Origin of the sequence: Finegoldia sp. (assembly GCF_046991905.1) — a bacterium.
In the GTDB taxonomy this organism is placed as follows: Bacteria; Bacillota; Clostridia; order Tissierellales; family Peptoniphilaceae; genus Finegoldia.
The window spans coordinates 1-12032 of sequence record NZ_JBKWZF010000043.1 but is presented as its reverse complement, the minus strand read 5'-3'; the positions used below and the strand labels follow the sequence as shown (position 1 = coordinate 12032).

Below are 12032 nucleotides of genomic sequence, written 5' to 3'. Positions count from 1 at the left end.
TTCTTTCCCAACATTTTTTACGGATACTTCCTGTTCATTGAGGTAGAGTTTAAAACCAATAAAAAAGCGATAGTCTACTTGATTGTCACCAATCATAGAAATTAACGCTTCGGTCTGTTCATCTATTTTTTCGTAAGCTATCTCTTTTAATCGTCCAGTGATTTCTTTTTTCGATTGTTCCTGTGTGGCTCGAATACTTGATTCGGTTGCTAGTTGCAGAGCATGAATCTTGCCATCACGATTTTGGGCAATCAATTGACAGAAATTATCATGAACTTGAATTTTTTCATCGGAACTTAAAAAACTGTAATTATAGGGAATTAATTCATAATAAGCGAATACTTCGCCATCATGATTAAATACGAGATTATCTTCCATATATTTAATCGGATATGCCATCTAGTTGTTCACTCCTTACAATCGTAATCGATTCATTCATTGTTTCTTTTTTTAATCGTATTTGTTTGCCAGCGTAGGTTACTTTAGGGCGTAGAGCATAGGTAATGATAGACTTTAGAAATCCATAGGGTTTCTTTCCGTCAAAGGTCTTTTGGCACATGAACCCAGTGAGAACAATGGGAATCCCTAAGTATTTGAGTAGTGCTCCGTCAATCAGAGAAAGTGGTGGTAAACTGCCAAAGAGTATGACGACAAACAAAGAAACGATAAACCATGTCATTTGCGTAAAGGTAATTGGGAAAGGGAGTTGTAAATCATTAATCGCATAAATCACTTTTTCTACTGACCAAATACTGGTGTAACTTCTTATTTTTTTCATGTCTTCACGTCCTTTCCGTAAAAATAGAAAAAGAACAATCAAAATAGGTGATTGCTCTTTCAATGCTTTAACTATTCAATTTTATTTTTTGTCCATTTTGCAATAATACCTTCATCAGTTTCTTCATCATCTGGATTCATTGAATATCTGAAACTTAAATTGGTATCTGACCCTAATCGTTCATATAAGCTGGGTCTATACAATCTCGTTTTATTGTCATTAAAAGGACTTCGTTTTCCCAGCTCACCATTTCCCTTTAAAGGATTTCTTCTAACTGAAAAACAATATTTTTTTCTGGGATCTTCTGAATCACTTTGACTTAATGAGAAACACATGGCTTCTTTTTGGTCTTCATTTTTCTTCTCACTAACTTCTGTCGGAATAAATCGAGCAAGAGTTTGGCTAAATTGAAATAAAACATCTCCCAAGTTACTACTGTATTCGATACCAAAATATTCTCTTATTGTTTTCGTGTCTGTATATAATTTTACCGAATTAGCATAGACAGCTAGCATATCTGAAAAATCGTTTTCCTTTAAAAATTCTAGTTTTAACAGAGCATATTCTGGAACTTTTTCCTCTTTTTCAAATAGCTTAACAAGTACAATATAATTTTGCTGTTTGTAACGAAAGTAAAAGGAATCTATCACCCAGCCTTTATCTTTCATGTCTAGTTTTAATAGTTTAAGATTTTCAAATACATTTACCATAATTTATACCTCTCCGTGCTATTTATTAATTTAATTATAACACGGATTGTTAAACTTACTGACAATATTCAAATACCCCATGAGAGGTAACTAGGTAATTACCCTCTATTTCCATATCACGTCCCAAAGATTGGTAGTCAATATAATTTTGTAAATTGGAAGGGACTTCACCAAGCTGTCCTGTTTCTTCCACGTAATAACGGGCGACATCTTCCATCGAATCACAATCACTATAACAATGAATATCCTCTTTGTTTTCCAGTAATTCTTCCAAGCTACTAAACCACATGCCTTGAATTTCTTTGAGTTCATTATAAATAGGTGTACCTTCGATTTCTTGAATGGCTTCACATAGACGGTTGATTTCACTAATCGGCGTGTATTCGTCCACATCAAAAGGAAGCTCAAAATCATGTATTGCATATTCTTCGTAGTCCTCATTTAAACCGATTCTTTCTGCCATTTCTTCCTCATCAATTGGTGGAGTAAACCATGCTCCGACTAATTCACCTTCATTATACCGTCCTAAATTTGCCACATAGACTTTCATTTCCAATTCTTATCACATCCTTTTTATAAAAATAGTCATAAAAAAAGTAGCAATCAGTTAATGACGCTACTTATCAAGGTATCCGCTAATATAATCTGTAACTGTACTTGAAATACCTATTATTAGTTTTGCTTCTCTCTTTCCAATAATATTTGTATTAGGGTGTGCAAGTGAATGCCTATTTCTTGCTTCATTAAGAGAGCTAATCATTCCATTTGATGACCTTATCGTTGTCTTCACTATATCAGCAAGTTCAGTAGGTTGAATTTCTTTTTCAATTAATTGTTGTATCCTACTATATAATTTAGATAGATTTTCGTCTCTAGGAACTGTAATTTCATATTTTTTTAGTATTTCAATTAAATATCCATGAAAAGCAGTGTGAACTCTGTCAAAGGCACGTTGATATTCACCATTACTCATAAAAGACTCAGCGTCTTCAATAGCTTGTGAAACCACATCACTAATTTTCAACTGACTAAAGTTAATTACTTCGTAATTCTCTGGAAGTGGTACTAAAATAGTATCCACTAATACATTATCACCTTGTTTATCATATATGGAGCTTGCTGTCTGGGTAATCAAATCTTTATGACTTTCAAAAAAGTCTAAATCATCAAAAGGAACTCTTATTTTAAGATATGTGCAAAGCGTATTCCAGCCCTTTTTATATCCTTTATAATAAGTAAAATCGTCAGTCTCATCTAAAGTTACCTCTGATATTTTCATTTTAGAAACAATCTCGTTACCTCCTTCATAATAATTTGAAGAGCTCTTTCTTTCTAATGTTTTAATTAAAAGAGATTTAAATTGATCATTTGTAAACATATTCATAAATCCTTTCATAACAAAATATATACTTCCTATTTTATCATGAAAAATATCTGTTAAGCACCAATGATTCGGTTAAATAAGTTTAATAACACATCTTTCACGCCAGCTGCATTGAACACAAGTCCGACGGCGATTAGAGCAATAATCAAGAAGCCAATGAGTTTTGAAAATTCTCGTTTAAAACCTAAAAACAGTCCAATGACAACAATCGCTAACAATACCAATGACTGTGCATTATCCAAGAACCAGTTGTACAAATTCTGCCCAAAATTCATGTGATTGTCCTCCTTTCCTTAAGATATTTTTCTCGATAATAGATATAGCTTTTTACACGCCTTAATAATTGAAAAGGGGTTAAATGCTCTCCATAGACGGTTACTCGATTGGTATAATTATTATAAAATCTCACCTTGTAAAAATCATAGGTATAGATGGTATCACCAGCTTGCCGTTTTCCCTCAATAATGAGAGACGTATATTTCCCTGTATTTTGTATATACGCTTGAAACTCAATGCCACACTGAAACCCTAACTTCTTTAATTCTTTTGTTAAAAGGCTCATGTAATCAAATCCTCCATGGCTAGATGTTGTTGTTCAATTAATTTCTCATGTTTTTCTGTCAGTTTGGCTTCCTGAATCATGGTGGAGATAATGGTTGTACCGTTGAGAACATCTAAAATGCTTGCGATTTTTAATGTAGGGGCGACTTGATGATGTAACCAGTTCAATGTTCGTTCAAAAGAATAAGGCTCTGGCTGTGTGGTTAGGCGTAATGCTCCACGATTTTTACCGATAAACCATTCCCAACGTTCATTAGTTTTCCAATCACTCCGACGTTTAGTGTCGTCTTTATCTGCAAAGCGGATATAGCGATTGATAATTTCAAAGGCTGTTTTTTCCGCCTGTTGATGTGCCAATAAATCTTTCATGGCTTGGGTGGCTCGGTCATTTTTTAACCGAATTTCAAACCGATTCTTTACTTCTGCGTCTTCTAAGGGAACATCATTTTTCACGTATTGCTCATAATCTTTCTCATATATACAGAAATAGACTTCACTTTTTAATGAGCCAATATAAAGTGTGTTTCCCATGTATGGTTTTTCATCACGGTGAACCAATTCACCACTGCGATAATTTTTAAAGCTTCGAAAGACGGAAATGCATTCTTCCTGTTTACATTTCTTTGCCAAATCTGGAATATTCAAAATCCCTGTTTTATCGTTGATAGCTAAATCCAAGCGTTTGAAAATACCTTTATGTTCCATGCAATCTTGAAAGAAATCATACCAGCTCCGATGTTGAGCCAATAGAAAGTTTTCAAATTGCCGACAGCCTTTTCCTTTCAGTTCTAATAAAACACCTTTACTTACATCATGAGAGACTAGGACAACAATATCACCGAAACGATAGTGTTCGGGATAAGAATAATAGCCAAAGTCTTCGTGTAGCATATAATCCATATTCAAACGTAAAACCTCACCGATAATTTGAGCCACATCATTGGTAGGGAATCGAATCCGTACATAGTCGAATAACATCTCCAATGGGTTATCGGGATTGAAGCGTTCCAAAGCGTTCAGTAAATCTTCTTTCACCTGTTGAGTAGGGACTGCCTTGCCTGTTTCAATATCCGATAGGTAAGGTCTGGTAATATGAGAAGCAACCGCCAGTTTATTTTGAGAAACGCCATAAGCCAGTCGCTTTTCTTTCAATTCCTTAATCCAAATTTTTTCGTTTTCCATTCGCAAACCTCCAATCTAAAAAAGATGTAAACTATGACCCTTGAGTTTACACCTTTCATATTTTCCGCAATCCTTTGTACCATCAACATTGGTTGATGAGAATTGCCTGTTTTCAGTTGTATTTGTGCCCCCCTGTTAGATAGAGGGGGCTAAAGGATTGGCGTGGCTAACGCCACACCAATCAAAGCAAGTCTGAACCTGTACCTTTCACTTCGTGCGGTACAGGCTCAGATTGCTTTTTTTGAATGACTTTTCCTATTTCTCCTAAGAAATCGTACCTTTTTGGTACAAGGGGTGTATAAAACTCACTAATCACACTTTTTCCTGTATCCACGTAACCTCTTCCCTTGATGGGTTTTAAGAAAAATTGTTTTTGTGTATCGCTTCCGAACATCATACCAAAGCCCATTTCAGACATACGACCCAAAGCCACACGGAAGTTAAAGTTGTCCCGAATCCCATCACTAAAATATTTTGCGTCTGGACGTTGACAGGCAAGAATTAAAAAGAAGCCTGCTTGTCGTCCTAACATTACAATTTGTTTGAGTTTATGAATAACGGTGGTACTTTCACGACCTAGCATATCCATCATTGCCACATATTCATCAAAAATAAGAAAATTGGCAGACAAACCAAGATAAGCATAATTTTCTCCTGTTTTATAGTTAGGGTGTTGTTTCATGGTTTCACTGCGATCAATCATATCTTCGTAAAATTGATTGATACATGCCAACATATCTTCTTTACGGTAATAGACATTATTCATGACCGCCCCTAAGTCTGCCAAATCAGCATTTTTAGGGTCAAGAATATAAAGCTTTGCATTTGTATGCAGGAGAGATTCAATCAATGTGAGAATAAAATAGGATTTTCCACTACCAGTGCCCCCAGCAATTAACATGTGAGGGAGAGAATCGAACTCCCAATAGACCGATTCCATCAATTTGACACGTCCATCTTGAGCTACCACGTCTTCAATGCCAATTCGATTGCCAATAGTATCATAAAGTAGGACATACTCTACATAAGAATCTTTCAACGTTTTTTCCACTAATTCACAATACAATCCTGTTTCTAGTTTGTTTTCTAGGTGCAAAAGCTGATCTTGATATTTCCCTAAGGTGATTTCTACATGAATATGGATTAGTCCATCTTTCATTCGATAATATATTTTAGGAAAATGGCGGATTCGTTGTTTGGTTTTCTTGCTGGGTAAATCTTTAAAGAATCCCTCTGATTGAGTTTCTTCGGCTTCATACCAATGATTTTCTAAAATCATACGAGCTAACTTTTGACGGTGCTCTAACTGTTTTATAGAATCTATACGATAGTGATAATAAAGCCAGCTGATAAGTCCGCATACAAAAAGAGCAGTGAGAATACTGCTCCATAAGTATGGCGTATGAAGTTGATAGAAAAATGTATCTAACTGAACTGCTTGCCAGTTCACCGATTGTAACGCTCTCCAATGAAAAGGGAGTAGGACGACTAGAAAAACTACCAGCAATGAAATTAGTACAAAATGATAGACCAAGTGCTTATCGTTGGCTTTGATTCGCTCTCCTCTGTCATGAAGCAATGGCATAAAAATCCTCCTTTCCACCTATCAAAATAATTGTGTATTGTAGATACGAGCCTGTTTATCAAAAGTTGGTTGAGAAATGGCTTCATATTTCTGATAAGCGATTCGCTTTTCAAAGCGTAAATTTTTTTCTTTCGGATAATAATGACGTCGATAGAGAGTGTGTCCTAACAGTTTTTTCGCTTCTTTTGTCAACGGATAGAGATAGCGAAACATGCGTCCATTGATTTTCTCAATCCCTTTGTATTCGCAAAATGCCTGGGAAAGCCAATGCTTTTTCTCTACCTGTTCAAAGCGAGCATTTTCCTCTAATAAAAGGCGAGCACTTCGAGGGTGTATCTTTTCCCATGACTGCTTATCACGATAGACACTTGTCTTGAAATACCCGCAGTAAAAGAAGTTGGACGCTTGATAGACATAGCCACATTTTCCCTCAATTCCATCTGCCAGTGTATATAAAAAATGACAGTCCGTATGTTCTTTCAACCACTTAATTAGAGCTGAAAGAGCTTGACTGCCAAAATAATTGGTTTGATTCATTTCTGGAAGAAAACACATCTTTCCAATTTCTAAATAATCTGTGGTTTGAAGGGAACTGTCGGGAAAGAGTTTGCGTATGGTTTGTAGGGGTTGCGTACCCCAGCCTAATTCCACAACGCCTAATAATTTTTCTTCTGAAAAAATCCCTAGAAAGTATTTACACAATCTAGGGAGTATCTTTGAATAATGGTATTGCCGAATAAAAGAAATGGCTTCATCTTTCGGAATTTCTTTCAAAATCAATGGTGTGTTTGTCATAAGCAACACCTATTTTTCACTTTCGGACGCTTCTTTTTTATATTTCTGATGAGGTTTTGTCTGTCCTTTTAATACAAGATCGTCTGCTTTCACGTACCAATCAACGTCTGCCCCTCGAAAAGTAGCCGTCGCTACGGTATCTGCCACAGGATTGATTAATTCCACTTCTGCGTTGTAGTCAAATTCTTTCAAAGGAACAGAAGCGGGGATACTGACTTGTATCATGCGTCCTTGTCCTTTTGATTTTAAGTCATAGGTACGTTCTTTAATTTCTTCGGAAACCGTACCATCTTCATTCTGGATACGAACCTCACGACGCAAGGCGGAAAATTTCAATGTGCCAAATGTCTGGTCTTTTTCAATCACAATACCTTCTGCTAATCTCATATTTTTTCACCTTTCCTTTCTTATGCTTTCACCATATCGTCTGCGTGCATAATGTAATTGGTAAATCCTCGATTGCCAATTTTATAACCTTCTGCGGTAATATGTGGGTTGATGAGTTTGACTTTTTCGTCGGATTCAAAATGTTTCTCGCCAGCTTCGGAGGGAAGAATGACAACAATATCATCTGCTCGTTGAATCGTTGAGTATAAATTGTAACTACGAGAGAGAATGGTTGGTCTGCCATTTATTCGACGTTGTTCAATGTTCCCTTCACCAGCATATTCTAATTGTCCAAATGTTTTTTCCATATTGGGAATGACATATTTAAGTTCCATATTTTTACCTATCCTTTCTGTTTTTATGTTTGAATGAATCTTATTTGTGTGATGGTTTTAAAGGGGGGAGAGCGACCTTTTGATTCTTGATTTTTTGTTTTCATAAGTTCACTTCCTTTCAAAATCGGGTAAAAAAATAGACGCTCCGTACTGAGCGTCCGATTCCTACTATATTTAAAACAACGACTACCTAGGTATTTTAAATATTATAATCAAATTCTATTTTATCTAATAATTGAGTGGGATAAAGCAAGTCTCCTTTACTCGTAAAATAACCCACCTCTGAGAAAAGAAATAAATTATTTTTTGCTCTTGAACAAATTACGTATAGTAGTTTTCTCGCTGAACTAATTCCTTTATCAGAAACATTAAAAATTTCATTCCAATGAGGAATTTTCCCGTTTAGAAGATTAATAGCGATAACAGTATCATACTCATTTCCTTTAACTTTATGTGCTGTAGTAAGTGTGATACCATCTCGAGATTTAAACATCTTCTTAAAACTAGATACACTACTAGATAATGAATTATTTTTTATCCGATCTTCTACTTCGTTAATAAAAAATAGATAGTGCTTAAAAATAGACGGGTAATTTTTCTCGTCAATATTAAGATTAACAAATATATGTTTGGTAACAAATTTGTATAAATCAACACCGTTGTCGTCTCCACTATACATTCTTTTCACACTGTTTATTAGCTGTAATAAATCTAAGTCAATAAAATAATCTTTAACTTCTATTCCAAATTCATTTTTTAATATAATTAAAATATCGTTTGCAATTAGCTTTCTTCTTCGAACCTTTTCACCTGATTCAGTAAAGTACAAAATTGCTAACTTGAAAAATAAACTATGATTATTTACCTTAATTGGTGATATATTTATAGCATCAAAATTGCAATACGGTAATTCTTTCTTTAAATACTCACCCAGTGAAAACAGAGGATAGTGTTGAGGAGCAAGTACACAAATATCTTTTTCATGAATGCCGCTTTCAATCTTTTCCTTTATTATATTTTTTATTATGTTGGGTAAATCCTCCTTAGTAACTTTGCAATCATAACTTATAAAACCACGGTCGTTTTTATTATTCCCTCTGCTTTCAATCTCGTAAGGACAACTCTGAAAATTAGAGTAGAAGTCTACTAATCTCTGATTAGACCTGTAACAGCCATGTAGCGTCTTTGATTGAAAAGTGTGACTAGTTAGCATTTCTAGTTCTTCAACTGATTTAGCTATACCATCTAATGATCCATAAATTGCTTGGTCAATATCTCCAACAAACATTGACTGAATTTGAGGGTTGTTTTGAAGTAATTTAGCTATTACATTGTATTGTAATTCTCTAGTATCTTGAAATTCATCCACATAAATCGCCCTTATATTACTAGCAATATTACGTGCAACGTTACTGTTTACAGTTAAAATTTTATACGCTACTAGTAAAATCATATCAAAATCAATTTCTTTATTTTTTTCCAACATAGTGTGATACATTTCAGAAACTTGAGTATACTGAACTTCATTAATTTTAAAATCATGAGAAAGTGACAAATCAATTTTGTTCAGTTCATACGTTTTGAGATTTAAATTCAGCATATTATTAATTTGGCTGACGTAAGCTCTTTGAGTATAATCATCAATAATTGTAAATCCTTTTGATACTCTTGAGAGATTCATTTTAAAAGGATAAATAATAAATTCAAGACAAAACTGATGTATTGTCCCCACCCAAATATTAATATCATCATCTATACTAAGTAAACTTAGGCGTTCCTTAATTTCTTCAGCAGCTCTATTAGTGTATGTGATAGCAATTATTCTTTTTAGTGATCCATCGTGTTTAATTGCTTGGTAAGCAATTTTCCTTGTAAGTACCCTTGTTTTCCCACTCCCAGGACATGCATTTACATAAAGGTTATCTTCACTTTCCACAACATCTTTTTGTTCTAAATTTAAATCATTTACGATTTTTTCGAAGATATTTGTCATTTTGAAACCTCAGCATAAAGTATTTTTGTGTAATTTTCTATCTGATTGATTAGATACACAACATCCTCATCTTTACCAAAGTACTCTAATAAAGAAATTATTGCTATATTCAAATCAGCTGTATCACTTGTTTTTAAACTAGCTGATAAAGCTGACAATTCTGTAGTTTCCTCGTACAAGTCGATTGTATGGAGTAGAATTTTTTTATAAATTGAGAGATCTACTATTTCCTGACATGCAAAAGCAATAGCATTAAGAATATACTTAGGAATTTTGATTAAAAAGTCAATTTTTTCACCTAACTCAATTGCAAACCACCCCTTACCAACATGATTGGCTAGTTTTAACATCGCTAAATTTCTTTCTAAATATTGTTCACTTTGTATTTCTTCTTTATAAGCAGTTATTGTTTTTTTATCTTTGAATGCGTCATCTATAATTGGACTGACATAAGTTAGAATATTTTCTTTATTCACATCTAAAAACTCAATTTCAAATGTTGTATTAGCATAAAAACAATTAACCCAATTGTTTTCATTAAAAAGGGAGGATAATTTTTCTTTTCTTGCTTGACCTTTCTCTTGTGCAGTGCTTTTATACAATCGATGTTCTGATGGGATTGCCTGTTCATCTAAATCAGTTACAATAGCACACTTTCTCTGTATTCTATCATCGTCAAACAAGCTAGCGATATATTCAAACGAAGTACTACCAACATTAATCAAACCTATTCCAAGTTCGTCTAAGTTTATACCAAATAATTTTTTTACTATTTGAGGAATAAGTATTTCTTCAGCATCTCCTTCAACTAAGATAACACCTTTAGAAAAAAGCAATCCATTTCTTTTAACATCTAAATATCTCTCTACTGCGTTTATTAGATTTAGATTGTTCTTTTTTAACTTTTCTTTAGCAAATGAGTTCAGATTATTTGCTGGATTCATAACGATAGATTTGCCATTAAACGATTTTAATACATTCATCCGAGATATTTCAGACACTTCAGCTAAATGTACAGAATGTGTGGTCATGAGAATCTGAGTATAGTTTTTTTGAAGATTTAATCCTTCGAACAGAGTTTTTTGAATATGATGATGAATATGAGCTTCTGGTTCTTCAATCAACATAATATTAAGTAGTTCTCTTGAACGACACGCTTCAAATTCGACTATTTTCAAAGCTAAATAAATCATATTTAGATGTCCTAACCCTAGTAAGTCTAAGTCGATATTTTGTTCTGGCTTCATTGAAAGAAATTTTGCTAAAGAACCCATATCATCTGACATAGTTGAGGAAAGAAGAAGATTAGGAGAATACACTGAACCAATTATGCTATTTAGTTGCCGATTAATATTTTCGCCAATTTTCCTAATTTCAGGAACACTGGTAATAGTCTCATTTAATTGCTGTATAATTGTTTTTAATGACTCAACATTATCTGATGATATTTTTGATTCAATTGTTTCCATGATTCTTTTGACAGGGTTTCGATTGTTTTTCATTTCTCTAAGAACATCTCGAAGAGCGTCAACATAAACAACCGAAATATGCTTGAAAATATCTGACATGTCAATTCTTGAGCCCAAAAGAGCTTCATCGTCTTCTTCAGGATTACTAGCTATATTGTCATTGAGTCTTCCTACCAATTTATCATAATTTTCATTGATACAGAAATTTAGATTTGATTTAGATGTGTAGTAAAATTCATAGTCGGATAGACGAATAGAATTTCTAAATTCGTTAAATTGATGAGAGTCTAATTCAGTGGAAATATCAAATAATTGCTTTCTAATAGCTTTGTTAGGTCTAATAAATAGAGAAATACTACCTACACCTTTATCTGCATTTGAAATCAATTCTTCTAAGATTGTTTGACTTTCAGAATTTAAAGAAATGGAAGCACAAATCTCATTGTCAAATTCTTCTTCGCTGATTCCTTCAAATGTCGCAGAGATAATAATCCAATGCCCTTGCCACCCATTTTGAATTCCATGAAAAAAATCTGATTCTTTCAGTGTTTTACTACTATAGTAATAACTATCATCTAATAAGATTCTCAATGCAGTAAGAGCATTGGTTTTCCCTGAATCATTCTCACCTATAATAGTATTTGTCTCATTATCGAATCGAAAGATTTCGGATTCATAATTTCTAAAATTTCGAATTTGAAGAGTAGATATAAACATAAGCAGATCTCCTAACTATTTAATTAATATGATTATATAGTAAGTTTATCATAAATTATGTTAGTAAAAGTTCTCATTATAAGGGAGCGTCAATAATTTTGTGTAAATGATTCTTCCCTACTGCAGATTGTTTCTA

At 33.7% G+C, this 12032-nt stretch carries 13 protein-coding genes and 1 pseudogene; all 14 read right to left on the bottom strand.

Annotation, left to right across the window (positions count from 1 at the left end):
* A pseudogene (locus tag ACLUJM_RS10910) lies at positions 1 to 399 on the bottom strand (ATP/GTP-binding protein); the annotation flags it as partial.
* A complete protein-coding gene (locus ACLUJM_RS10905; protein ID WP_000723887.1) occupies positions 383 to 778 on the bottom strand; it encodes a conjugal transfer protein in 396 nt (131 codons plus the stop codon). The gene ACLUJM_RS10905 and the pseudogene ACLUJM_RS10910, both read right to left, overlap by 17 nt.
* Before the next feature lie 71 nt (positions 779 to 849).
* Positions 850 to 1488: a DUF6037 family protein gene (locus ACLUJM_RS10900; protein ID WP_000248477.1), complete on the bottom strand. Its 639-nt coding sequence runs from the start codon at positions 1486 to 1488 to the stop codon at positions 850 to 852.
* A gap of 55 nt (positions 1489 to 1543) precedes the next feature.
* Entirely contained in the window at positions 1544 to 2038 is a 495-nt protein-coding gene (locus tag ACLUJM_RS10895; protein ID WP_000870467.1) for an antirestriction protein ArdA, read from the bottom strand.
* A gap of 66 nt (positions 2039 to 2104) precedes the next feature.
* On the bottom strand, positions 2105 to 2884 hold the full coding sequence (locus tag ACLUJM_RS10890) for an abortive infection family protein (RefSeq protein ID WP_000675717.1): 780 nt from the start codon (positions 2882 to 2884) through the stop codon (positions 2105 to 2107).
* Between the two features lie 41 nt (positions 2885 to 2925).
* Positions 2926 to 3147 carry a hypothetical protein gene (locus tag ACLUJM_RS10885; protein WP_001009054.1) on the bottom strand — a complete coding sequence of 74 codons (222 nt, stop codon included), beginning with the start codon at positions 3145 to 3147 and terminating at the stop codon, positions 2926 to 2928.
* A complete protein-coding gene (locus tag ACLUJM_RS10880) occupies positions 3144 to 3434 on the bottom strand; it encodes a hypothetical protein (RefSeq protein WP_000055376.1) in 291 nt (96 codons plus the stop codon). The genes ACLUJM_RS10885 and ACLUJM_RS10880 overlap by 4 nt, the downstream gene beginning before the upstream one ends.
* Entirely contained in the window at positions 3431 to 4615 is a 1185-nt protein-coding gene (mobT, locus tag ACLUJM_RS10875) for a MobT family relaxase (RefSeq protein WP_000426689.1), read from the bottom strand. The genes ACLUJM_RS10880 and mobT overlap by 4 nt, the downstream gene beginning before the upstream one ends.
* Before the next feature lie 181 nt (positions 4616 to 4796).
* On the bottom strand, positions 4797 to 6200 hold the full coding sequence (locus tag ACLUJM_RS10870; RefSeq protein WP_412412810.1) for an FtsK/SpoIIIE domain-containing protein: 1404 nt from the start codon (positions 6198 to 6200) through the stop codon (positions 4797 to 4799).
* A gap of 21 nt (positions 6201 to 6221) precedes the next feature.
* Positions 6222 to 6995, bottom strand: coding sequence for a hypothetical protein (locus ACLUJM_RS10865; protein WP_000185761.1), 774 nt, complete (start codon positions 6993 to 6995; stop codon positions 6222 to 6224).
* Positions 6996 to 7004: 9 nt separating this feature from the next.
* Entirely contained in the window at positions 7005 to 7382 is a 378-nt protein-coding gene (locus ACLUJM_RS10860; RefSeq protein ID WP_001234191.1) for a YdcP family protein, read from the bottom strand.
* A gap of 20 nt (positions 7383 to 7402) precedes the next feature.
* On the bottom strand, positions 7403 to 7717 hold the full coding sequence (locus ACLUJM_RS10855; RefSeq protein ID WP_000421279.1) for a YdcP family protein: 315 nt from the start codon (positions 7715 to 7717) through the stop codon (positions 7403 to 7405).
* A gap of 199 nt (positions 7718 to 7916) precedes the next feature.
* Positions 7917 to 9710, bottom strand: a complete 1794-nt coding sequence (locus ACLUJM_RS10850; protein WP_000181735.1) for an ATP-dependent helicase — start codon at positions 9708 to 9710, stop codon at positions 7917 to 7919.
* Positions 9707 to 11896 carry an ATP-dependent nuclease gene (locus tag ACLUJM_RS10845; RefSeq protein WP_000470931.1) on the bottom strand — a complete coding sequence of 730 codons (2190 nt, stop codon included), beginning with the start codon at positions 11894 to 11896 and terminating at the stop codon, positions 9707 to 9709. The genes ACLUJM_RS10850 and ACLUJM_RS10845 overlap by 4 nt, the downstream gene beginning before the upstream one ends.
* Positions 11897 to 12032: the final 136 nt, after the last annotated feature.

Bases quoted from the DNA above. Each gene is read 5' to 3' on its own strand.
- ACLUJM_RS10890 (WP_000675717.1), bottom strand. From the start codon at position 2,884: ATGAAAGGATTTATGAATATGTTTACAAATGATCAATTTAAATCTCTT.
- ACLUJM_RS10865 (WP_000185761.1), bottom strand. From the start codon at position 6,995: ATGACAAACACACCATTGATTTTGAAAGAAATTCCGAAAGATGAAGCC.
- ACLUJM_RS10860 (WP_001234191.1), bottom strand. From the start codon at position 7,382: ATGAGATTAGCAGAAGGTATTGTGATTGAAAAAGACCAGACATTTGGC.
- ACLUJM_RS10905 (WP_000723887.1), bottom strand. From the start codon at position 778: ATGAAAAAAATAAGAAGTTACACCAGTATTTGGTCAGTAGAAAAAGTG.
- ACLUJM_RS10845 (WP_000470931.1), bottom strand. From the start codon at position 11,896: ATGTTTATATCTACTCTTCAAATTCGAAATTTTAGAAATTATGAATCC.
- ACLUJM_RS10870 (WP_412412810.1), bottom strand. From the start codon at position 6,200: ATGCCATTGCTTCATGACAGAGGAGAGCGAATCAAAGCCAACGATAAG.
- ACLUJM_RS10880 (WP_000055376.1), bottom strand. From the start codon at position 3,434: ATGAGCCTTTTAACAAAAGAATTAAAGAAGTTAGGGTTTCAGTGTGGC.
- ACLUJM_RS10900 (WP_000248477.1), bottom strand. From the start codon at position 1,488: ATGGTAAATGTATTTGAAAATCTTAAACTATTAAAACTAGACATGAAA.
- ACLUJM_RS10895 (WP_000870467.1), bottom strand. From the start codon at position 2,038: ATGAAAGTCTATGTGGCAAATTTAGGACGGTATAATGAAGGTGAATTA.
- ACLUJM_RS10885 (WP_001009054.1), bottom strand. From the start codon at position 3,147: ATGAATTTTGGGCAGAATTTGTACAACTGGTTCTTGGATAATGCACAG.
- ACLUJM_RS10855 (WP_000421279.1), bottom strand. From the start codon at position 7,717: ATGGAACTTAAATATGTCATTCCCAATATGGAAAAAACATTTGGACAA.
- ACLUJM_RS10850 (WP_000181735.1), bottom strand. From the start codon at position 9,710: ATGACAAATATCTTCGAAAAAATCGTAAATGATTTAAATTTAGAACAA.
- mobT (WP_000426689.1), bottom strand. From the start codon at position 4,615: ATGGAAAACGAAAAAATTTGGATTAAGGAATTGAAAGAAAAGCGACTG.